We start from the raw sequence: 23792 nt of genomic DNA, 5'->3' as shown, positions 1-23792 counted from the left end.
CCCATGTGGATGGCGTGTTCCATTTTCTCGATTCCTCGCGACATCAGGTGCACACCGGCAATGGCTTGTTCTTGACCGGGGTCTTATCGTCTTCGCCGCCAAAGTTTCCGCTGGTGCCGCCGATGGTCTGGGTGCTTACCGGCGTCGCCACAGGGGCGTTGCCGCTGGCGAACACAGGAGGAACGGTATTGACGTTCACCACCTGCGGATTGAGCGTGCTGGTCACGATCTGGTTGATCGACGGCGCCACAACCGGCGCAATGAGCGTGTTGACGGCGACCGCGACAGGTATCTTCGTCCCGTTGACGTCAGTGATGCTGACCCCCGGCGAGTAACTGATCACGCCATTGGCTACACTGAAAATCGCCTGGCCTGGCGGCGAGGTCGAAATGTTGGCGTTGACGGACAGGTTGTTGCCGGCGAACAGCGTGATGTTGCCGCCGGCCGAAGTAACCAGGCCGTTGACAATCAGATTGTCGGTGTTGGAGCCGGTATTGCCGGCGGTCAGCACGATATTGCCGGCAGCGTTGACGCCGCCGCTGCCGATGGTCAGCGGGCTATGCGTGATCAGCGACACCGTGCCCGTGCTCGACTTGACGATGCCGCTGGAAGTCACGCCCAGCGTGGCGAGTTGCGACGCCGCCGTATTCGGTGTGCCCGATTCGGTCGGCAGGTTGCCGAGGAAGTCGGCGTTGCTGCCCAGCGCTGCGGTCGCCAAGCCGCCCGTGTTGTTGACGCTGATATTGCCGCCGCTGTTGGTGATGCCGTTCAGCGTCACGACGGACGCGTCCGCACGCTCCAGATGATTGACCAGCACGATGTCGCCTGTGCCGCGGTTGTTGGCAGCAAAAGCGGCGATGCGGTTGGCGGTGTTGTCGAGCGTGGTGCCGGTCGCCGACGAGGCGATCAGTTGTTTGGTGACGTGCAGGCCAGGACCTTGTTGGCGGATCGCCTGAGCCTGCGATTCAAGCACCAGGTTGCGTGCGCTGATGTTGCCGACGACCAGGTCGCCGCTCGCTTGGCTCAGCGACACGTCGCCGCTGGATTGGATGATGCCTTCGCCTTGCGAGAAATTGTCGGTCACGTTCAGCACCGAACCGGCGGTACCGGTCACCGTGCCGGAATCCATCACGAGGGACCTGATGCGCGCAGCGCCGCTAAGCGCCAGCGTGCCGCTGCCGATCGTGATCGTGCCGGCCGAATCCAGCGTATTGACGTCAAGCTGGCCGCCGCTCACGCTCAGCCCGGAACCCGAGGTGACGGATAGCTTGTCGACAAGGTCGGTACCGTTCGCATGCACAACCGTGAGGCCGTTGTCGAGGTAGACGTGGTCGATCTCGGTCGGCAATGCATTGGTGGACCAGTTGGTATTGGAATCCCATTGCGTATGGTCGGCGTTGCCGACGAAGTGGACGTTTTCGCTGCCCTTCATCTCCAGTTGCAACGGCACTTCCACCGCGTCGTATCTGGCCTTCAGCATCTGTCTGTTGTCGCCGCTGCCGACGATGCTGCCGGTTACGGTGCGGAAGAAACCGTCGGCGGCGAAACTGCTGCCGGTAATGACCTGGAAGGTGGTTCCCAGCGTCGGCACGTAACCGCCCAGCAGATTCGTGCGCAAGGTGCCGCCGAGATAGGATTTGGCGGTTACTTCCAGACGGTCGTAGCTATAGTCGCCAGCCACGTCGATTTTCAATTCGCCTTGCGACGATTGGTTGTAGGTCCCCTCGATACGCAGGGTGCCGACCGTGCCCGCGCCGCCCGGCGCAACGACGCCGTTGTTCGTGAAGCCCTGCCCTGCCGTGAACTTGCCCGAGCCGGTGATGGTGCCGTTGTTCACGAAGGAAAACTCGCCTGAGTTGATCGTCGAATTGGCAGCCAGGTTCATCGTGCCGTTATTGGTGAACGAACCGACCGACAGCGTGGAACACGTTCCCAGGTTGAGCGTTGCATTGGCGTTGTTGACGAAACTGCCCGAGGTGGCCACGATGCCGGTGGGGCCGCTCATGTTGATCGTGGCGCCGCCCAGATTGTTGAGGAAACCGTCGCCGCCGACCGTCAGACGATTGGCTTCGCCGTTGCCGGTCACCACGTTGAGCGTTCCGCCATTGTTCCATGTCACACCGGGGTCGAGCGAAACGTCGCCTCGCGCGGTGACGGCGCCGTTGGTGTTCAATGTCGCCGGCGCCTGGATATCCGTGCTGGCGAGGACGAACTGCGTGTTGTTGCCGCCATCCATGGTCAGGCTCGGTCCGCCCGCCGCGAGCGTGAGTGTCGAGTCGAGGCTGACGTTGCCGGTCCAGACCATGTTGCCGGTGCCGGTGAAGGTTGCACTGCCGATGCTCAGGTAATCCAGGTTCAGGGTCGCCCCGCTGGCGATATTGACCAGCCCGGCAATGTGGCCGCTGCTGAATTTGAGCGACCCGCCCTTGAGATTGAACGTGCCGTCGTTCGTCAGGCTGTTCGCGCGCGCGAACGTCAGCGAGGTGGCATCGATATTCAACGTGCCGGTATTGGCGTTCGTGATGGTGCCCTCCCTGCCGCCGATGTCGACAGAACCGCTGCCGCTGAGGTTGAGCAGGTTGTTGTTGGTGAGGCTATACGCGACAGTGATATTGCCGCCGCTGACGCTGGAATTGCCGTTGTTGGTGAACGAATCGATCGTGGTGTTGCCGCCGGTGATGACCAGCGAACCGGTGTTGCCGACGGTCACCGCGCCCGCATTCAACTGCGCGGAACCGCCGGTGATCAGCACGCGGGAATTACTGCCGATGTTCAGGCCGCCATTGTTTGAATTGGCCGAGGTATTGCCGTTGGTGACATTCAATATGCCGCCGTTGAGCGAAATGTTGGCGTTGGTCAGCGTCGCGTCGTGCGCGCTGCCGGAGTCGCCCTGATAATCGCTGTTCAGACTGAGGTTCAACGCGCTGCCGCTGCTGGTGATGTTGGCGTTGATGGAAATATTGTTGTAGGCGTTCAGCGTCAGGTTGGAGTTGACCGCGCCGATCTTGGCGATGTCGGCGCTGACCGTGATGTTGCCCGCATCGGCGCCGCCGCTGCCGGTCGTCAATGTCACGTCCGTGCCGGCGTCAAGCAGGCCGACGATGGTGGAAGCCTTGATCTTGGAGCTGGCGCCGGAAGAACTGATGGCGTTGCTGCCCGACACATTGTTGCTGTCGCCGGCAATCACTTCCAGGTCGTAAGGATCGATATACCATTCGCCGCCGCTGCCCACGGTCGGCACCTTGACCACGTCGAGCGTCTGCTTGCCGGAGGTCTCGACATAGCCGCCCTTGCCGGGCGCGCCCTGCGCCGAGACGTCGCCGTCGATGTACGCGGCGCCGTCCGAATACAGCACGACGCTGCCGCCCTTGGCGCCGTCCGCGGCGATCTTCGATGTCGCCGAGGTCGTCAGATTCTGCGAAGCGCGCAGGAAGATGCGGCCGCCTTCGCTGACCACGCTGCTGGCGTTGATGTTGCCGCTGTTGCTGATCAGGCCGGCGGCGATGCCGATGCGTCCGGCTTCGGCGCTGATGGTGCCGATATTGGTGACCTTGCCCGCCGTGCCGGTGACATTCACCGACACGCCCGGCGTGGCGGTATCGAGCAGTTGCACGGTCTGGCCGGCAGCGAGCAGGATCTCGCCGTTGGCGCTGCTGATGATGCCGCTGTTGTCGACATTGACGCCGATCAGGTAGACGCTGCCGCCTGTCGCGCTCTTGATCGCGCCCTGGTTCTCGACATTGCCGGCATTGCCGCCGTTGGTGAAGTTCAGGCGGCCGGCCAGGAAATCGCTATCGCTGATATTGAGCGTACTGGCGATGAAGCGCGCCACATCGACCACGCCGGTCGGTCCGACCAGGATGCCGTTCTGGTTGATCAGCGCGACGCTGCCGTTCGACTTCAGCATGCCGTAGATCAGCGACGGATCGGAACCGGTCACGCGCGCCAGGAAGGCCGCGGCTGCGCTCGGCTGGCTGATGTCCACCACGGCGTTGGCGCCGATGCTGAAACTGTTGAAGTTGACGATCGCCTTGTTGGTGCTCTGGTTGATGGTGAGCGTATTGCCGTTTTGCGCGAAGGTCGCGCTGCCGGCGGCGACGTTCCAGCCGGCGGGCAGCGCATTGCCTGGCGGCGCGGCGGCCAGCGCCGGCGCGTTCCACGCGGCGCAGACGGCGGCGGCAGCCACGGTGATGCGCAACGAGGTGCCGAACATGGCCTGCCATGCGCGGCGCAACAACCCGGCCAGCAAACCCGGCACCGGTTTGCGCGGACGCCAACTGAGCGTGAGCCGGCGGTTGCCGACGCGCATGGTGAACGAGGGAGGAAGCACTTCGATGCCTTGCGTCTGATGTTGATTGTCCATGTCAGAACCCCAATGTCGCGCTCAGGTGCGCGTTCAAATCGCCGCGGCTTTCGGTGGTCGAGGTACCGGCTTTTGCTACCCGAGCCACGTCCAGCCGCACATTGAAATCGCGTCCCAATGCATAGCGCGCGCCGATGCCGATGCTCGATACGGTCAGGCTCGATGGAAGGCCGTTGCCGCTGACGACGCTGTTGTTGTAGCCGCGGCCGATGTCGTAAAAGGCCAGCAGACGCAGGTTTCCTTTGGCGGCGAGTTCAGGTGTATAGACTTCGGCATTGACGATCAGACCGCTGTCGGCCGCCACGGCGCGCTCGGTGAAACCGCGCACGGCGGTGGCGCCGACCATGCCGAACTGCTCCGCGGAGACCAGCGGATCCTTGGCGTATTGCGCAGTGCCCGCCACGCGCATTTGCCAGTCGTTGGCAAATCCTTGGAATATCGAAGCGCCGCCGCGCAGGATGACGAAGTTGTCGTTGGTGTTGCGGCCGCCTGGAGTAACGAAGGAATAGTGGTCGGTACGATCGCCCGCCGTATAAGTCGGGCCGGTGGCCCAGTTGCGGGCGATGCCGATGTTGTAGTCGACATTCTGCATTACGCCGCGACGCTGGCCGCTGTAGGTGACGCTCAGCGGCATGGTGTCGTACGGCACGCAGGTGCCGACGCCTTCGATGGCGCTGCCGTTGAAGTTGCATTGCGAACCGATTCTTTTGTAGTCGAGGCCGACCACCAGCTTGGTGCTGGTTTCGCCTTCGCGGGCGAAGAAATGATTCCAGCGCACACCGTAGACGTCGCCTTTGCCGGTAAAGCCCAGGACGCCGCCCAGCGTCGGCGACGATCCCGTCGAGACGTTCGATTTACCGTAGATGAGATCGATGCTGTCGCCAATGCTGTACAGAGGAATGCGGTAGCCCACCGAATACAGGTCGACATTCACGCCGCTCGGCTTATCCGGCGACGTCGTATACGCCAGCGTACCCACCTGGTCGCGGCCGAACAGATTGGCGTGCTGGATCGCCGCGCCGGTGCGCCACTTGCCGGTCGCCGCCGCGCCGGTATTGTCGAGCGTCATGAAGACGCGCAGCGGATTGTTGTCGACCACCTTGACGTCGGCATCGATCTTGCCTTCGTCGTCGCTCACGCCCAGTGTCACGTTGACCTGTTTGGCGGGGTTGTCGTTGCTCAGTTGCACCGCCTGGGAAATGGCGTTCAGGTTGGGCGCCTTGCCGCTTTGCAGTTGCGGCAGGCTGGCGCGGATATTCTCCTCGCTGAAGTACCTGTTGTCGCTGACGACGAGCTTGCCGATGACCGTTTCGGTGATCCGGATGATCACCACGCCGCCGGTCAGCTCCTGCTCGGGAACGTAGACCTGCACGGCGCTGTAACCGGCCTTGCGGTACGCGGCCTCCAACGCTTCGAGCGCCTTTTGCACGTCGCCGTAGACGCGACCGGGTCCGATCATCGGCGCCACCGCGCTCTGGACTTCGTCAGCCGGCAACAGCGTGTTGCCTTCCACCTGGAAGCGCGTGATATTGAAATGGTCGTCTTCAGCCAGCGCGCTCGTGGCCGCGACCGTCAATGTCATCCCCAGTAAACATTGCATTAAACGTCGTTTCATTTTTTTGCTTGGTTCAGGACGACAGCGGCCCACAGCAAGCGGCCATCGTCTCGATTTATCGTGAACTTCCCTACCCTCTTTCCGCCGGCGTGCGCTCACGCCGGCAGCCCCGTATCTCCACTCGCCGAATCTTCCGCAAACGACCGCGCATTTCTGCGTGGCGAACGACGATTCGGAGGAGAAAATATTGTGCGATGGCAATCATCATCGCCGCGCGCGAGAATCCGGCGCATCCTGTTTCTTCGCGCCTGCTGCTCCCGGCATTGCAACGACAACCGCCGACAACCACCATATCGCGCCCCCGTCCCTGAACGGCGCGACATACCGTGAAGTATAGAGAGGGAGTCTATTTCCTGTCGACAAAAATCGTCGATTTTCGGTATCGGTTTTGGCTTAACTTACAACGGATCGTCGGTAAAATTTCCACTCGGAAATTAAACGTGCGGAATGAGACGATCGTGATCGTCGTGCCCGATCATTTCGTCTCGAACGTGGTCACGCCATCCCAGTCCGCAGGCAGAGGATGCGCACGGAAATAGGCGATGCGTTGCAGGTAGAGTTCGTACAAACCGTGCGGCTGTTCTTGCTGCAAAGCAAGGATGGCTTGTTCGGCCTGATCCCATTGTTGCCGACGCACCAGCGCCAGCGCCGCATGCCATTTGTCGAGCTGCTCGCGCTGCATCGGCGTCAGCTCGGCTTCCAGTCCCAGCGGTTCGAAAATCGGCACCGGCTCGTTCTTGCCCTTGACGCGCACGCTGTCCAGTTCGCGATAGGCGAACTGCGGCGCGGCGGCGCGCGTGGCCTGTCCGACCAGCACGCCGACGCCGTAGACTTTGGTGATCGATTCCAGCCGCGACGACAGGTTGACCGCATCGCCCATCACCGTGTACGCCCTGCGAATCTTGGACCCCATGTCGCCCACGCGCATGGCGCCGGTATTGAGGCCGATGCCGATCTTCAGCGGCGGCCAGTTGCGTTTGAGGAAATCCTGATTCAGGGTGACGACGGTCTGCTGCATCTTGAGCGCCGTCGCCACCGCGCGCGCGGCGTGATCGGGCAATGCGACCGGCGCGCCCCAGAACGCCATCACGGCATCGCCGATGTATTTGTCGAGCGTGCCGCGATTGCCGCGGATGTCTTCCGACATCGCGGTCAGGTAGGCGTTGATGTATTCGCGCAATTCGTTCGGAGGCAAGCCTTCGGAAATCGTGGTGAAGCCGCGCACGTCGGAGAACATCACGGTCAGTTCGCGGCTCTCCCCTTCCATGTTGTAGTGGGTCGGGTTGGCGGCCATTTCGGCGACCAGTTCCGGCGCGACGTATTCGCCGAACAGATTGACGATGGCGCGGCGGTTGCGGTATTCGAACAGGTAACCCCAGCCGAGGTTGCAGATGAACAGCGCGGCGATCAGCAGCAAGGCGGTCGCCATCGGCAGCACCAGTCCGGCGCTGTCGTACAGCCAGAAGTTGAAGGCGCCGATGCCGAATGCCGCCGCCGACGACAGCACGATGGCCCATAGGGGACCGAGCAGGGGCAGCAGCAGTCCCAGCACCAGGCCGATGGCGACGATCTGCACGAGGTCGAAGCCGACGGCGAATTCGGGCCGCTGCTTGAAGTCGCCGTCGAGGATGGAGGCGATGATGTTGGCGTGGATCTCGACGCCGGGATAGTTCGGACTGACCGGCGTCGCCCGCAAATCGTACAAGCCCGGCACGGTGGTGCCGACCAGCAGGATGCGGCCGGCCAGGTCGTTCTTGGGAATGCGGCCCTTGAGGATGTCGACCGCCGATACGTAGCGGAACGCGCCGCCATGCACGCCGCCGCGCCCGCGATAGGTCACCAGCGTGGTCAGGTGGCGCTCGACCGGGATGAACGTCGGACGCGGCCTGGTGTCGAGCGCAATCGATTCGAGCGCGCCGTAATCGCGCAACTGCTGCTCCGACAGCACCGCATCCTGCTGCAGGAAAATCGGTTTCATGCGTTTGGCGCCCAGGGCCATGCGCGCGGCCGACAGCGCCAGCGATTCATAGAAGTTGTCGCCCACCTGCGCGATCAACGGCACCTTGCGGATCAGGCCGTCGCTGTCCAGCAGCGGATTGAAAAAGCCGCCGGCGCCGGCCGCGTCCTGCAACTGCGGCAGATTGGCGCCATAGGCTTTCCAGTGAGTGACATCAAGACGGCGGCCGCCCAGATCGGCCGTGGTGAATACCGGCCTGGGCAAACGGCCTTTGGCGATGGCGTCCGGTTCGTTGGACAGGTTGTAGCCCATCACCACAGGCCGGCCCCGGATGGCCGTCGCCATGCGCGCATCGAAATCGAGTTTGGGCCTGAGCGCCTGCAATTGCCGGCCGAACTGCGGCAGCGACTTCAGTTCACCTTGTGCAAGGTTTTCCAGGGTGGCGTAGCCGGAGCTGTTGTCGGGTTCGGCGAACAGCACGTCGAAAGCGATCGTCTGCGCCTCGTAGCCGTCGGCCATCTTGCCGATGAGCTCGGCGACGACGTCGCGGCTCCACGGCCAGCGGCCGATTTCGGCGATGCTCTTCTCATCGATGTCGACGATGACGATGCGCGGGTCGGTCTCGACCTTGGCGATGCGCATGCGCATGTCGTAGAAGAACAGGTCGATGCGGTCCGTGAGCAGCGCCGGCAGCATGCCCATCACCTGGGCGCCTGCCAGCAGCGTCAACACCAGCGCCAGCAGCCAGCGCGCACCATGTTTTGCGAAGAGACGACGCACAGCTTTCCCCTGAGAATATTTTGTTGCGATGATGCCAGCAGTCATGGCCGATCACAATGGAATTTACGTGGGAGAACGTATTACCAACAACCCGTCGTCCTGACGAAAGTCAGGACCCAGCGGCGTACCGCGCGTCGGCGCCGCGCATGGTCGCGCGATCAATGGCAAACGACGCTGGGTCCCGGCGTGCGCCGGGACGACAGTATCGTTGAAGAGGCGTCAGGAAAAAATCAGCAAAATTTCCGCACGGCATCCAAAGCAAGCCCGGAGCCGATGCTGCCGAACAGGTCGCCTTCGACCTGACGAGCGTTGGGCACCAGTGCGGCGATGCGCTTGCGCAACAGCGGCACGCCGCTGGAGCCGCCGGTGAAGAATACCGAATCGATGGCGTCGGCGCCGACGCCGGCATCGACCAGCAGCTTGCCGACGGTCTGCTCGACCGACGCCACCAGATGATCGATGCTGGCGTCGAAATCGGCGCGGGACAGATGCACCGTGTCGGGCGGACGCAGGCGGTCGAGTTCCAGTGCGATCGATTCTTCCGCCGACAGACCGATCTTGGCGGCCTCGACCTGCAACGCCAGCCAGTGACCGGCGCGCTGTTCGACCAGGTCGAGCAGGCGGGCGAACTTGTCGCGCTCGGCGACTTCACGATAGACATCCTGCAATTGCTGCCAGGACTTGCGCGTGTAGATCACGTTGATGGTGTGCCAGGTCGCCAGATTGAAGTAATAGCTCGACGGCACTTCGCTGTTGCTGCTGAGCTTGCCGCCCAGGCCCAGCAGCGGCATGACGCCGGACAGGCTGAGGTATTTGTCGAAGTCGGTGCCGCCGATGTGAACGCCGCCGTTGGCAAGGATATCGTCGCGGCGCTCGGTCTTTTTTGCACGCTCAGGGGACAGGCGCACCAGCGAAAAGTCGGAAGTGCCGCCGCCGATGTCGGCGATCAGCACCAGCTCTTCGCGGGCAATGGTGGATTCGTAATCGAAGGCGGCGGCGATCGGTTCGTACTGGAAGTCGATATGGCGGAACCCGACCGCGCGCGCGATTTCTTCGAGCGTGTCTTGCGCCAGCCGGTCGGCGTCGGCGTTGTCGTCGACGAAGTACACCGGGCGGCCCAGCACCACGCTGTCGAAACCGCGGCCGGCGGCGCGCTCGCCGCGCTGCTTCAACTCGCCGATGAATTGCGACAGCAAGGCGCGAAACGGCAACGCGCGGCCGCCGACCTCGGTCTGGCCGTCGATCATGCCGGAACCGAGCAGGCTCTTGAGCGAACGCATCAGGCGGCCCTCGTAGCCGGCCAGGTAGGTCGCCAAGGCGGCGCGGCCGTAGCTGAATTCGTTTTCGTCGGCGTTGAAGAACACCACCGACGGCAAGGTCATCTTGCCGTCTTCCAGCGCCAGCAAGGAAGGTTGTCCCTGCCTGCTCCAGCCCATGGTGGAATTGGAAGTGCCGAAATCCACGCCGCAAGCGTCTGACATGCTTATCCCTGCCGTATTTTTGCAAAGGCCGGATGATATAGAAAAGCACGCCGCATGTCTGTAGTAAAGCGGACACCTTGCGGCCGCTTTCCCACCATGCGAAAAAATTGGCGTTACAACAACCAAATACCGGCGCTGCCGGCCTATGCGGCGGGCGCGGACGGGAACGCCACGACGAAGCGCGCGCCGGGCGCGGCGTTTTCCGCCCGCAACGTCCAGCCGTGCGCCCGCGCGATTTCTTCGCAGATCGACAGCCCCAGTCCGGCACCCTGGTCGCGCCGGTGCGGGCCGCGCCAGAAGCGCCGGAACAGCAAAGGCATGGCGTCCTCGGGAATGCCGGGACCGACATCCCTGACGGCAATGCCCATGGGGCTCACGTCGACGTCGACGGCGCTGCCGGCGGGGGCATGGTGAATGGCGTTCTCGATCAGGTTGCGCAGCAGGACGAACAGAGCGCCGCGGTCGGCCGCGACCACCGCCGAAGTATCGTGTGCGGCAGTCACCACGCGCACCTCCAGCCGCTGCGCCAGACGTTCCAGTTGCGCCGCTGCCGCCGCCGCGACATCGCCGGCGTCGATCTCTTCCATCGCATAATTCTGCCGTTCGCTGACCTCGGCCAGATGCAGCAACTGATGCACCTGACGCGTCATGTGATCGAGATCCATGAGCAGGCCGGCGCGGTTGCCGGATTGGTCCAGTTCGATCTGGCCGCGCATCAGGGCCAGCGGCGTCTTGAGTTCATGCGCGGCGGTGGCGAGGAATTCACGCTGGGCGCGGTAGCCGTCGTCGAGACGCTGCAAGGCCAGATTGAAAGCGTTGAACAGCGGCGCCAATTCGGTCGGCACGCCATCGAGCGACAGCCGCGCCGACAGGTTGTCGAGCTGGATCTGCGCCGCGGCGGCCGAGGCCTTGCGCAACGGCTTGAGCGTGCGATGCAGCGTCGCCACCACCACCACGCTGAACAGCAGCATGGCAATCAGGGCGGCCGCGATGGCGAATCTCTGGCCCCTCTCGCTGTCGCTGCCAAGCATTACCTTATGGATGCGTTCGCTACGCATGATTTGCACATAGAAGCGGCGCTCGCCATGCATGAACGGCATGGTCAGCACTTGCAGCGCCTCGCCGTTGCGCACCAGACGTAAGCGCCTGCGCGCCGGATTGAAAGACAAGCCGTCGGGAGCATATGCATCCGCGACATGGTCCGAAGACATCAGCACCGTGCCGCGCTGGTCGAGGATGCGATAGACCATATCGACACGCAGCGCGTCATAGGCCGCCTGCATTTTGTAATCGATCTTCAGCCGGTCAGGCATGCCAGCGGCATCGTAGCCCAGCCCTTTGACAACGCGCTCGGCATTGACATCGAGTTCCCGCTCGATCAGGGCTTCCGGCCCCCAATGCAGCAACAGGGCGATAGCCAGCACGACGATGCCGCTGATCAGCGCCAACACGACCGCCGTCGTCGTCAGCAGACGATACGACAGGCTGGTCTGCCGGACAGGCTTTGCGATTGCCGCGGTCATGGGCGTATCTGCCCAGCCGCGTCGGCGTCTTGCAAAGCGTAACCGTGGCCGCGGATGTTGGCGATCTGCAATGCCGAATCGATGGCCATGAGCTTGCGGCGCAGGCGATGCAGCGCCACGTCCAGCGCGTTCGGCGTGACCGGTTCGGACAATCCCCATGCTGCGGCTTCAAGCGCGGAACGCCGCACCGTCTTGCCGGCGGCCCTGACCAGACTCAGCATCAACTGCATTTCGGCGGCGGCCAGCGACACCGATTCCTCGCCGCAATGCATGCGCCCGGCTTCGGGATCGACGAGTATGCCGGCATACTCGGGCGACAGGCTTTGCAACTGCGGCGGCCGCCGCATCAGCGCGCGCACGCGCGCCACCAATTCCTCCATCGAGAACGGCTTCGGCAGGTAATCGTCGGCGCCGGCTTCCAGCCCGGCGACGCGGTCGTGCAAAGCGTCGCGCGCGGTCAGCATGAGGCAGGGCGTCAAGATCCCGCGTGCGCGCAACTGCTTGACCAGTTCCAGACCGTCGCCGTCGGGCAGGCTGCGGTCCAGCACCAGCAACGGGTAGGCGATCTGGGCAAAGCCGTCGGCGGCATGCGCGATGGTGGCGTAGACATCGACTTCGATGCCCACCGCACCCAGCGCCTTCACGACCAGTGCAGCCATCCGTTCATGATCTTCCAGCAGCGCGATGCGATTCATTGCAAGCCTTCAGGGTCGAAACCCCGTGTCAGAATTTGTAGATATACCCCAGCCGCAGCGACGGCGAAGTCGAACGATCGACCAGCGGGCTGTCGGTGATCGCGCTGCCGTAGTGTGTCACGCTCAGGTCCAGGAACAGCGATTGCGCCGCGGTCAGGCTGTAGTCGGTGCGCAGACCCAGGCTGGCGTTGGTGGTCGATTTTCCGCTGTACGCCGCGCGTGTCGCGGCGACTTCGGACTGCTTGACGCCATAGTAGTAATCCACGTAATCGCTGTTCATCCAGGCCACGCCGAGATGCGGCGTGAACTTGACGCGGCCGGAAGTAAAACCGCGCTCCGCACCCAGCTTGACGGTCTGGCCGCCGCTGTTGCCGGACGCATCCTTGAGCCATTCCAGCGTCAGCCTGGCGAACGGCGTGCGCCAGGCGGCGCTGGCGCCGAGCCAGAAGCCGTCCTTGCGCTCATCCATGCCGTTGAGCACGCTGGCGTCGCCGGACTTGTAACCTTCATCCGAATATTTCGCGCGCAAGGTGAAATCGAAGCTGCCGACGCTGCCGAGCTTGACATCGGCGGTCGTGCCCGCCACGCGAAAGTGTTCGCTATTGTACAAAATCACCGGCAGCGCCCTGGTCTTGTTGCCGAAATCGCGATAAGGGCTGCGCTGCACGCCGACGCCGATACCCAGTCCCCAGGTCGGTTCCTGCGTTTTACCGGCGTCGCCGGTTTCCTGCGCCTGCGCCGCTGCGGCCCCTGCCATGGAAACGCCAAGTACGATGATGCGAAGAACTGACTGATAACGCTGCATGAAGACTCCCGGGATCGTGTTGAAGAAAAGTGCGCCACGATCATCGGCCAGGCTGTCTTACTGTTTACTTACCCGCCGCCGTCCTGCTCATCTTTGAACAAGTCCCGCAAGAAGACCTGAACCGGGATCTGCGCTGCGGGCGATATCGGGTAACGCAGCGCCGATTGTGCCGACTATGAGATCGTTTCGATCATGGGCACGTTGACAATCATCGGCCTGGTTATTTTTCTGGCGTCTTCATAGCGTTCACAGCGTTGCGCTGATAACGACTTCCTTCCCTTCCAGCACTTCCTCGCAGGTGAAATCCTCCACGCTGCCGCCGAATACGTTGTTGATGATGCTTTCGATATCCACTACCTGAATCATCTGGCCCGAATTGGCCGTGCGGATGATATTGCAGATGTAGTTGGTGCGCTTGCCGAACATCTGCAGCGGCGGATCGATCTGCGCGTTGCCGAACTCGAGCACATTATGCAGGTCGTCGACCAGCAATCCCAGCGTATGGCGGCCGTGCCGTACAACGACGATTTCCTTCGCCGCTTCGGGCTTGAGCGCGCCGGGGTGCAGCAGTTGCCGCATGTCGATCACAGGCACGAACGCCGATGCGCTGCCGCTGTTGTCCTGGTAATTCAGGACGCCCGCGATCAGCGGCTTGAGCGTCGAGGCCGTGAGCATGCGATCGGCTTCCAGCGCTTCGACCACGCTCGACGCCGGCATGGCGAAGATGTTGCCGTCGACCAGTACGGTCGCGAACTCGCGCGCGCCGCCGCTGTGTTCGATCACCTCGACCGGCGTGTATCCGGTCTGTCTGACGGTTTCGTCGTTCTGTTCGCCGATCGGCACAAAGATCATGGCGATGACGTCGTTGGCGTAGTTGTCCGCATTCTTGTATTCGCGATAGCCGAACGAGGTGGTGTTCCCGACCATCATGTATTGCTGCTGATGCACGCGGATGGCGGCGGCGCTGACGCCGTTGCCGGCTTCCATGACGGCGGCGGCGGGACGCAGCACGCTGCCCGGCGGATAGTCGTCATGCGTGCTGGCGATGACGTTGCCGTCGCGGTCGGTATATGCGGCGAAGGCATGTTCCTGCTCCGGCAGCGATGCCGTCAGCATGTTGCGGAATTCCGGGGCGGCGTCGAATACGATGCCGATGCCGCCGACGGCCTGTCCGGCATGGTCCGGATGGAAAATCGCCGCGCAATAAATATAGGTGGCCCGGTCGCCGTACAGCCAGGTCGGCTCGAAGGGCGATACGCAATAAGCCTGGCTGTCGGACAACTGCAAGGTCCGGCGCACCAGGCTTTCATCCATCGAGCGTCCCGACATGTCGAGGCCGTCGCCATGCGGATCCGATGCGGCGACGATGGCGCCGTTGGCATCGAACACCACCAGCCTTGCATAGGCGGTATAGAGGCCGTTGATCGATGCGAGGATCTGCGTGATGCGCAGCGCATCTTCCGCGCTGCGCTTGCGATCCGCGAGAATGCGGCGGATGTCCGGCGTCAGCGCCCACCAGCGGCAATCGTTGGCGCGCTCGTAGAGATTGCGGTCCATGATGTCGATCATCAGGCGCGAGATGAACTGCATGTCCTGGAGGCTCGACGACACGACCGTCGCATACAGGTCCTGGATCGAGTCCCGGAAGATGCTGTTGGTTTCGTCGCCGGTCTGGCTGATCTCGTGCAGGATCGACTTCAGGCGCAGCAGATCGCGGTCTTCGCCGGAAGACATGATCTTGCCGTTCCACACTACCCGCCGCAGGGAATGATTGATCGACTCCGCCATGACCGTGACGTTATGCAGCGGCGGGCAGAACGACTTGGCATGCGACATCACGCCGCGCAGCACCGCCGGATCGTGCCCGGCGAGGACGTCCAGGGTCTCCCGGCGGAATGCGGTTTCGCAGGAAATCATGACATGGCCATACCAGCCGGGGCCGCCGTAGCCCTGATAATCGCGGGCCGCGCAAGTGCGGGCGAGATATTCCCGTCCGGCATACATGACGATCTGGTATTCGCCCTCCAGCGCCAGCGGGACGGTGCGGCCGGCCGGGATGTGCTCCGGGTCGCTGCTGGAAATCACGCAGCCCTCCTCGTCCAGCATGAGCATGACGGAGCGGTCGCCGTCCTTGTGCAGGCCGTCGAAGACGTCCTTCATCTCGACCGCGATCGGGAAGCACAGGCACAACACGCCGATCGCTTCGCCGTCGGCGGGATTGACGATCTTGTGCGAGTAGATCAGCGCGCGTTCCGGTCCGGCGCGCAGGTCCGACTGCGCAAAGGTTTCGACGTAATGGTCCGACTTCAGCGTCTGCATCACGAGCGGATCGAAAGAACGCGTGACCTCATTGCCGTTGTCGAGGTTGGCGAGAATCCGGCCTTCCGTGTCGAGAATCAGGATTTCGTCGTAAACCGTATATTTGTCGCGATAGGCGCGCAGCCGCTCGACGATTTCGGCGGAGTCGCGTTCTTCATCCAGGATGAAGGCGCGGATGGCGTCGTCCATTGCCAGGAAACCAACATCGGCGGTGCGTTCGAACAGGTTGCGCACCACGATGTCGATAATCACCTGCGCCTTAAAATCGAGCTCCTGCACCGACTTGGTGATGTTTTGCTGCACCAGATTGGCGATCAGTTGCTGTTCCAGATGATTGAAGCCTTCGCGCGTGACCTTCATGGTCGGCAAGATGGTCTTGGCTTCCACCGGGCACACCATTTTGGCCGTCGACTCGATCAGGCGCCATGCGAAATTGAGTTCGCGCAAGGAGCGTTCGCATACCGCAACGGCCGGCATGTATCGCAAAAACTCCGCAGTCTGTAATGTCTGGTGCATACCTACCCTCAAAAAATGTCAATTCCGAGAAGCAAGATGTCTGCCATGCGGCAACACGCGAATATGACAAAACCATGACGAAACGCCGCTCACGCGCGCGCATGCCGGACAGGCGGATATTGCCCGCCATCATCTCGGAAAAAACCGGCCGGTTTGGCTGATGCCGTTCATTAAGCTTCTTGTATATGACTGTCGTCCTGACGAAAGTCAGGACCCAGTGTCGTATCGACCATCTTCGCGACACTGGGCCCCAGCGTCCGCTGGGGCGACGGCTTGAGGAAAATGGACTTAGCTGAACGGCATCAGGCCGGCCTGGCCGTTTGCTTCACTTTCCGTAAATAAATTCATACGGAATTGCCATGTTGCAACTTCGGTTGCAACATGGTTACCGGGCTGACAAGAGTCGTCGCTTTTTTGGAGAGGGGGAGAAGTAGCTCAAAGCTGCGGCGATGGCGGCAAATTATCGTCCCTGGATGGAAATCGCCCGCGCCGCCGACATCACCAGGTCGGCATGGCGGCGCTCGTCGCCGTCGCCGCCCCAGCGCGCCGTGGTGATCGCCATGTTGACGGCGCCGACCGCGCGGCCGAGACGCGAGTCGGTGACCACGGCGGCGGTCGAGATGTCGCCGAGGAAGTACTCTTCGCGGATATGCGCATAACCCTGCTCGCGAAACTGCGCCAGCCGCTTCTTGATCTGGCCGCGATCGGCGATGGTGAACGGGGTATACATTCTCAGATCGCTCTGGTCGAGTATCCGGTCGACCTCCGCCTCGTCCAGCGTCGACATCAGCGCCAGGCCCGAGGCGGTGCAATAAGCCGGCAGGCGCGTGCCGGTCACGACGTTGGGATTGAGCACGTTGCGGCTGACGATACGCTGTACGAACACGACCTCGGTGCCGTCCAGGATGGTGAGGTTGGTGGTTTCCTCGGTTTCCTGGCTCAGTTGCTGCAGATAGGGCGTCGCGCGCCGCACCAGTTCACTGGAGGTCAGGTAGTGATAGGCGAAATCGAGCACCTTGGGCGCGAGTTCATACTTCCTGATCTCTTCGTCCTTGGTCAGGTAGCCGAGCGTCATGAGCGTGTAGGTGAAGCGCTGCGCCGTGCTCAGGTCGAAGCCGGTCTGCGCCGCGATCTGGGACAGCGACAACTGGCGCTGCTGGCCGTCGAAGGCCATCAGCACGCGCATGCATTTTTCCACCGAATTGACGTAGAGCGGCGAGTTGACGCCGGTATTGTCGACGGCCTGCGCCGATGCGGATTCCGGGGCTGCTTTTTTGGCGGGTTTTGCTCGGGCCTTGATGTCGGCGGCGTCGGTATTTTTTTTCATGTGATGGCTTGTCAGCTTTTTGCTTTTGCAGCGTAGGCGATTGAATACCGGGGATTACATTCCCTGCATTAAGCTCCCTATTATCGTCGTTCCGCCGTCGCCGGGCCAGTGCATCACACGCTCCGGGCCAGCCGGTCCCACGCCGCTGCGAGGTCGGGCTTCAGCAAATGCTTCTTGATGCGTTCGCTCAGCGTGGTTTCAAATCCCTCCGCCTGCACGTAGTAGCGCGGCACCTGATAACTCGCCAACCGAGACTTCGCCCATTCCGCCAGCGCCGGGAAGGCGGCTTCCTGTCCCTCCTTGCACTGCACGTAGAGCATGATTTCCTGCTCGCCGATCTCGCCGGCAACGCCGACGGCGGCGGCGGCGGCGATCGCCGGATGCATGACGAAGACGCGCTCGATCTCCCAGGCCGAGACGTTCTCGCCGCGCACCCGCATGCTGTCGCTCTTGCGGCCGACGAAATACAGATCGCCGTCCTGATCCATGCGCGCCAGGTCGCCGGTGTGCAGCTTGCCGCTCTGGATCGCGTCCGCGCTGGCCTTGGGATTGTCGAGATAGCCGGGCAGGAAGCAGCCCTCGACCTCGCTCGACACCACGATCTGGCCGATCTCGCCGAGCGGCACGGGCGCGCCCGCATGGTCGAGCAATTCCACCTTCAGCCACGGCAAGGCGCGGCCGATCGAGCCAGCCTTGCCGCTGGCGTTGACCGTGGTGAAACTCGACCCTTCCGTCATGCCGTAGCATTCGCGCAGCGACAATTGCAGGCGTTCCAGGATGCCGTTCCAGGCGCGCGCCGACACGCCCGCGCCCCATGCCACGCGCAGGGTGTGCCGCTGCGGCTGCGCCTCGGGCGGCAATTGCATGAGGATGTCGAGGATGCCGCCGAGATAATGCAGATGGGTAGCCCGCGCCGCTGCCACCTGCCGCCAGAATTTGCTGGCGGAAAATCGTTCGACGATATGCAGCTCAGTCGATTGCAGGAAAGGCACCAGCAGCATTTGCGCGCCGCCGATATGGCACAGCGGCTCCCACACGAACATGCGTTCGCCCGGGCGCACGTCGGAAACGATCAGCGTGCCTTCGCCGGCGATGCGCATCATGCGATGGGTGAAAACCACGCCTTTGGGCGCGCCGGTGGTGCCCGAAGTGTAGATCAGGCACAGCGTATCCCGCGGCGCAATGACGGCGGCAGCGGGTCGCAGCGACGCGTCTTGCGCAACGTCGATCTCGTCCAGCCAGACCAGCTTGCCGCCGAGGTCGGCAAGTTCGGCCAACGGTTCGGCGAAGCTGCGCTGGGCGATGAACAGATCCGGCGCGCAATGCCCCAGCAGGTAGCTGATGCCAGGCGCTTTCAGGCGCGTGTTGACGGGCACCCACACCACGCCGGACAGCATCAGCGCATAGATCAGCGCCATATGGTCGAGGCCGTTTTCCAGCATCAGGGCGACGCGGTCGCCGGTCTTGACGCCGCGGCCTGACAGCCATTGCTGCATGGCCGCGACGCGCGCGCCCATATCCGCAAAGGAAGTTTTCTTGCCGTTGAATTCGATGAGCGTGCGCTCGCCGTTATCGAGTAGGCCTTTCAGGAGCAGAGGGACGACGTCCAGATTGTCGTCGCCGGATCTGGACGGGAAATAATTCGTGTAGCGATGCATGGCGTTGTTCAGTAAGAAGTGGATGCGCGGCGCCGCGCGGTTTTATAGAGAGCAGGCAAGAGCACCAGCAGCGCGATCACGATGACCATGACCAGCGACACCGCGGCCAGGGTCGGATTGACTTGCAGGATCATGTCGTCCCACATTTGCTTGGGCAGCGTGTTCTTCATGCCGCCGCTGACGAAGATCGCGATGGTGAGTTCGTCGAAGGAAATGATGAAGGCCATCTGCAAGGCCGCCGCGACGCTGCCGATCATCATCGGCAACTGGATCGTGCGCAGCCGCGCGAAGGACGATGCGCCGAGGATCTTCGCGGCGTCGTCGATGCGCCAGTCGAAGCGCTTGAGCGCCGCCGCCATGGTGACCACCACGTAGGGAATCGCCAGCACCGTATGGCCGATCACCAGGCCCAGGTCGGTGCCGACCAGCTCCAGCCGGGAAAAAAGATAGAACAGACCGACCGCCACCACGATGCGCGGCACGATCAGCGGCGCCAGCAGGAAAGCGAACACCGGCTTGGTCCACCGCGCCGGCAGCCGCGTCAGCGCCAGCGCGGCGCCGATGCCGAGCGCGGTCGACGCCACGGCCGTGACGATGGCCACCCCAAATGAGCGCAGGAAGGAAGCCTGCCACACCGGCGACAGCATGAACGCCTCGAACCAGCGCAGGCTGAAGCCTCGCGGCGGGAACGACAGGAACGGCGAATCGGTGAAGGCGATCGGGAACACCACCAGAATCGGCAACGACAGCAGGGCCACGACCATCACGCTGTACAGCCGCAAGCCCCTGACCTTCGCCAATGCCGGCCCGGCCATGCCGTAGCCGCTGCCGCACAGGCGGCCCACCCGGATCAGCACGGCCGTCGCCGCGGATCGGTTCTTCTTCGGCGCGGCGCGGGCCTCGCCGCTCAGCGAGGATAGCCCCACCAGCTTGTCGTAAAGCATGAAGACCGCCACGGCGAAGATCAGCAGGATGGTCGACAAGGCCGCGGCGTATGGCAGGTTGAACAGATCGTTGATCGCCGAGATCACCATCTGCGCGACCATGGTTTCCCTGGGCGTGCCCAGCAGCGCCGGCAGGATGAAGAAACCGAGGCTGGTGATGAACACCAGCAATCCGGCGGCGGCGATGCCAGGCCCGGCCATCGGCAGGAACACCGAAAAGAAAGCTACCGAGCGATTGGCGCCCAGGGTCTCGGCCGCCTGCAGGAGCTGGGCATTGACGCCGCGCATGATGGGCAGCATATTGATCACCGCCAGCGGCAGCATGGCGTGCACCATGCCGATCATCACGCCCGTCATCGACGGCGCCAGCGCCGCCGGATCGTCGACCAGTCCCAGGCCGGACGCCAGCGTCAGCAGGATGCCGGTCTTCGACAGCACCAGGATCCAGGCGAAGGTCTTGACCAGGTAGCTGGTCCAGAACGGCACCATGATCCAGATCATCCATCTTTCACGGAACCTGTCGCTCAACTGGCTGAGGAAATAGGCCACCGGAAAACCCAGCAGCACCGACAGCAAAGCGGTCAGCCCCGAAATCAGGAAGGTATTGCCGAGCACCTTGGCAAACACCAGATCGCTGGTCATGCGGCGGAACTGGTCCAGCGTGACGTGGCCGCCGGCATCGTACATGCCGGTCTGCAGGATCTCCACCACCGGCACGCAGAAGAAACAGATCAGGAACACCAGGCACGGCAAGGCCGGCAGCCAGGCGCGCAGCGATTTTTTGGCCGAAGAGTTGGACATGGACTATTTCCCGTGGACTTAACAGGTCACAATTGCGGCGTGTTCCGGATTCCATCTCACGCCGACGCCGGCGCCGACCGACGGCGTCTCGCGCCGGCCGCAACGCAGCAGGAAAGGCCGGCTTTCGCCGATATCGACCAGCACGCGGCAATCCGAACCCGCGAAGACGACGTCGGTGACGATGCCCTTCAGGTAGGCATCGTCGACGCTGGCCAGGCGCGCTTCTTCCGGGCGCACCACCAGCGATATCTCGGCCGCATCGACCGCGCCGGCCGGCCGCTGCGCCGGCAACGGCACCGCAAAGCGGCCGTTGCCGAGCTGCGCGCCGCCGGAGGTTTCGCCGATGCGGCCCGACAGCAGATTGGAATAGCCGATGAACTGCGCCGAGAACGCCGTCGCCGGGCGATCGTACAAATCTTCCGGCGTGCCGATCTGCTCGATCTTCGACTGGTTCATCAGGCAGATGCGGTCGGACAGGTTCAGCGCTTCTTCCTGGTCGTGCGTGACGTAGATGAAGGTCGCGCCGAGATCCTTGTGCAGGCTGCGGATCTCGGATTGCATGTGCTCGCGCAATTTCTTGTCGAGCGCGCCGAGCGGTTCGTCGAGCAAAATCACCGAAGGCTTGTAGACGAAGCAGCGCGCCAGCGCGATGCGCTGCTGCTGGCCGCCGGACAGCTCGCGCGGCAAGCGGTTCGCATAGCTTCCCATCTGCACCATTTCCAGCGCATCCCTGACGGCGGCGGCCATCGCGGGCTTGTCCATCTTGCGCATGCGCAGCGGATAGGCGATGTTTTCCCATACCGACAGGTGCGGGAACAACGCGTAGCTCTGGAACACCATGCCGATGCCGCGTTCGCCGGCAGGGGCGTGGGTGGCGTCCTTGCCGTTGATGAGCAAGGTGCCGCCGCTGGGTTCAACCAGCCCGGCGAGGATTTGCAGCAGCGTGGTCTTGCCCGAGCCGGACGGCCCGAGCAAGGTCAGGAACTCGCCGTCCCGCACGTCGAGATCGGTCGGAGAAAGCGCGATGACGTTGTCGTAATGCTTGCTGATTGCGCAGGTTTGCAGTCTGGCGGTCATGATGTCGTGATGATCAGGAGAGTAACCAGGCGTTGAAGCGATCCGATACGGCGTTGCGGTTCTTGTGCCACCAGGGGCCGTTCGGCGGACGCATCTGGCCGATGTTGGCGGGCGCGGTCGGCAGGATGGCGGCGCGCGCGGCGGGAATGTCCTTGTAGGCTTCCAGCGCGGTCGGACCGTAGGCCAGCGTATCGGTGAAACCGCTCTGGCGCTTGGCGTCGGCGCAGAACTTGGCGAACTCCCTGGCGACGGCCGCGCGCGGATTGCCCTTCGGCACGCCCCAGCCTTCAACCGAATACAGGCCCTGGTTCCAGTTGATCGCCACCGGCGCGCCGCCTTCGATGGCAGTCTGCGCCCGGGCGTTCCAGGTAGAGATCATGTCGACTTCGCCCGACTGGATCAACTGCATCGCTTGCGCGCCGCTGGTCCACCATACGGCCACGTGTTTCTTGACGCGGTCGAGGCTCTTGAAAGCGCGGTCGAGGTCGAGCGGATACAGTTTGTCGATCGGCACACCGTCGGCCATCAGCGCCTGTTCCAGCGTGTCGATGGCATTGCGGCGCAGGGAACGGCGGCCGGGGAATTTCTCGACGTTCCAGAAGTCGGCCCAGGTTTTCGGCGCGTTCTTGCCGTACTTGTCGGTGCGATAGGCCAGGATGGTGGCGTACACGTCCACACCGACAAAGCTCGACGTGATCGAACCCGGCAGCATGTTCTTGAAGTCGGTCGGCGCGATGCCGAGCGGCTCGAGCATGCCGGCTTCTTCAAGGATCGGGACATCTTGCTGCAGTGTCAGCGTGGTCACGTCCCATACGAAATTCTTGGTCTGCACCATCGCGGTCAGTTGCGCCAACGGCTGTGCTTCACGCGCCACGTTGACGATCTTGACCCCGGAGGCTTTTTCAAACGGATCGTAGAAAGCCTTGCGATAGGCGGCCGTGTACGGACCGCCCGGGTCGGCCACCACCAGTTGTTTGGTTTGCGCCAGCACGCTCGGCGCGACGCCCGCCACCGCGAGGCCGCCCGCCATTTTCAGCACGTTGCGGCGATTACTGTTGAGAAGCTCAGTCATACGTACTCCCTTGGATTAGTTAGAGGAACCTCAGACCTGCGATTGCTTGACGCGATACGCCGTTCAGCTTGCGATGGCGCGGCCGCGCTTTTTGAAAAATTCTTCCATCATGCGGGCCGGTTCGCCGGTGGCGTAGGCTTCGCCCTGGATGCGGCGGCCGGCGCTGATGGCGTCGGCAAAACCGGCTTCGGTGATCTCATAGAAGCGCTGCTTGTCGAGACGCATCGCCACCGGCGGCTTGGCCGCCAGTTCACGCGCGATGGCCAGCGATTTGCTCATGACTTCGGCGGCCGGCACCAGATGATGGATCAGGCCGAGGCGGTGCGCCTCTTCCGCTTCCATCATGCGGCCGGTCAGCGTCAGTTCGATGGTGCGCGACAGGCCGAGCATCTGCGTCATGATCCAGGGACCGGTGACGCTCGGGATACCGGAATTGATTTCAGGCTGGCCCATGCGCGAGCCGGCATGGCCGACGCGGATATCGCCCAGCAGGGCAACCTGGAACGCCGAACCGGCGGCGGTCCCGTTCAACGCCATGATCAGCGGCTTCTTCATTGCACGCAGCGTGCGGTAGTAGTTTTCCCATTCGGTCATCCATTCGTCGGCGCGCTGCGGATCGAAGCCGTGCGCCTCTTCCAGGTCCTGCCCCGCGCAAAAAGCCCGGTCGCCGGCGCCGGTCATGATGACCGCGCCGACCTGCCCGTCCTGATCGCAGCGCTTGAGCGCGGCGATGATCTCGTTACGCATTTCGGTGTGCCAGGCATTGAGTTTTTCCGGCCTGTTGAGGGTCAGGATGGCGACGCTGCCGTCGAACGTCAGTTTGATGAATTTTTCCATAGCTATTCCTATGCAATAAGTA

At 62.9% G+C, this 23792-nt stretch carries 14 protein-coding genes; all 14 read right to left on the bottom strand.

The window, feature by feature from the left end:
* Positions 1-43: 43 nt before the first annotated feature.
* The gene (locus RV1423_RS11515) at positions 44-4363 is read right to left on the bottom strand and encodes an S-layer family protein (RefSeq protein WP_034296663.1); all 4320 of its coding nucleotides are present in this window, start codon (positions 4361-4363) and stop codon (positions 44-46) included.
* Position 4364: 1 nt separating this feature from the next.
* On the bottom strand, positions 4365-5945 hold the full coding sequence (locus RV1423_RS11510) for a ShlB/FhaC/HecB family hemolysin secretion/activation protein (protein WP_034296661.1): 1581 nt from the start codon (positions 5943-5945) through the stop codon (positions 4365-4367).
* Positions 5946-6453: 508 nt separating this feature from the next.
* Positions 6454-8637: a CHASE2 domain-containing protein gene (locus tag RV1423_RS11505; RefSeq protein ID WP_373419956.1), complete on the bottom strand. Its 2184-nt coding sequence runs from the start codon at positions 8635-8637 to the stop codon at positions 6454-6456.
* Between the two features lie 308 nt (positions 8638-8945).
* Entirely contained in the window at positions 8946-10196 is a 1251-nt protein-coding gene (locus RV1423_RS11500) for an Hsp70 family protein (protein ID WP_034296660.1), read from the bottom strand.
* A 143-nt stretch (positions 10197-10339) separates the two neighbouring features.
* Positions 10340-11719 carry a HAMP domain-containing sensor histidine kinase gene (locus RV1423_RS11495; RefSeq protein WP_081768793.1) on the bottom strand — a complete coding sequence of 460 codons (1380 nt, stop codon included), beginning with the start codon at positions 11717-11719 and terminating at the stop codon, positions 10340-10342.
* Positions 11716-12414: a response regulator transcription factor gene (locus RV1423_RS11490; RefSeq protein WP_034296659.1), complete on the bottom strand. Its 699-nt coding sequence runs from the start codon at positions 12412-12414 to the stop codon at positions 11716-11718. Before RV1423_RS11490 ends, RV1423_RS11495 begins: the two co-directional genes overlap by 4 nt.
* A 28-nt stretch (positions 12415-12442) precedes the next feature.
* A complete protein-coding gene (locus RV1423_RS11485) occupies positions 12443-13219 on the bottom strand; it encodes a MipA/OmpV family protein (RefSeq protein WP_034296658.1) in 777 nt (258 codons plus the stop codon).
* Positions 13220-13465: 246 nt separating this feature from the next.
* On the bottom strand, positions 13466-16054 hold the full coding sequence (locus tag RV1423_RS11480; RefSeq protein WP_051516639.1) for a chemotaxis protein CheW: 2589 nt from the start codon (positions 16052-16054) through the stop codon (positions 13466-13468).
* 460 nt (positions 16055-16514) lie between these two features.
* The gene (locus RV1423_RS11475; protein ID WP_034296657.1) at positions 16515-17381 is read right to left on the bottom strand and encodes an IclR family transcriptional regulator; all 867 of its coding nucleotides are present in this window, start codon (positions 17379-17381) and stop codon (positions 16515-16517) included.
* Between the two features lie 113 nt (positions 17382-17494).
* Positions 17495-19039, bottom strand: a complete 1545-nt coding sequence (locus RV1423_RS11470; RefSeq protein WP_034296656.1) for an AMP-binding protein — start codon at positions 19037-19039, stop codon at positions 17495-17497.
* Between the two features lie 8 nt (positions 19040-19047).
* Positions 19048-20784: an ABC transporter permease subunit gene (locus RV1423_RS11465; protein WP_034296653.1), complete on the bottom strand. Its 1737-nt coding sequence runs from the start codon at positions 20782-20784 to the stop codon at positions 19048-19050.
* Between the two features lie 18 nt (positions 20785-20802).
* Positions 20803-21861, bottom strand: a complete 1059-nt coding sequence (locus tag RV1423_RS11460; protein WP_034296650.1) for an ABC transporter ATP-binding protein — start codon at positions 21859-21861, stop codon at positions 20803-20805.
* Between the two features lie 13 nt (positions 21862-21874).
* Positions 21875-22933 carry an ABC transporter substrate-binding protein gene (locus RV1423_RS11455; RefSeq protein ID WP_034296648.1) on the bottom strand — a complete coding sequence of 353 codons (1059 nt, stop codon included), beginning with the start codon at positions 22931-22933 and terminating at the stop codon, positions 21875-21877.
* A gap of 63 nt (positions 22934-22996) precedes the next feature.
* Positions 22997-23770 (bottom strand): enoyl-CoA hydratase/isomerase family protein, encoded by a 774-nt coding sequence (locus RV1423_RS11450; protein WP_034296646.1) that lies wholly within the window; start codon positions 23768-23770, stop codon positions 22997-22999.
* Between the last annotated feature and the right edge of the window lie 22 nt (positions 23771-23792).

The sequence above is a fragment of the Herbaspirillum sp. RV1423 genome, assembly GCF_000577615.1.
In the GTDB taxonomy this organism is placed as follows: domain Bacteria; phylum Pseudomonadota; class Gammaproteobacteria; order Burkholderiales; family Burkholderiaceae_D; genus Herbaspirillum.
Note: the sequence above shows the minus strand (reverse complement) of the source record. Positions and strands in the feature narration are given on the sequence as shown.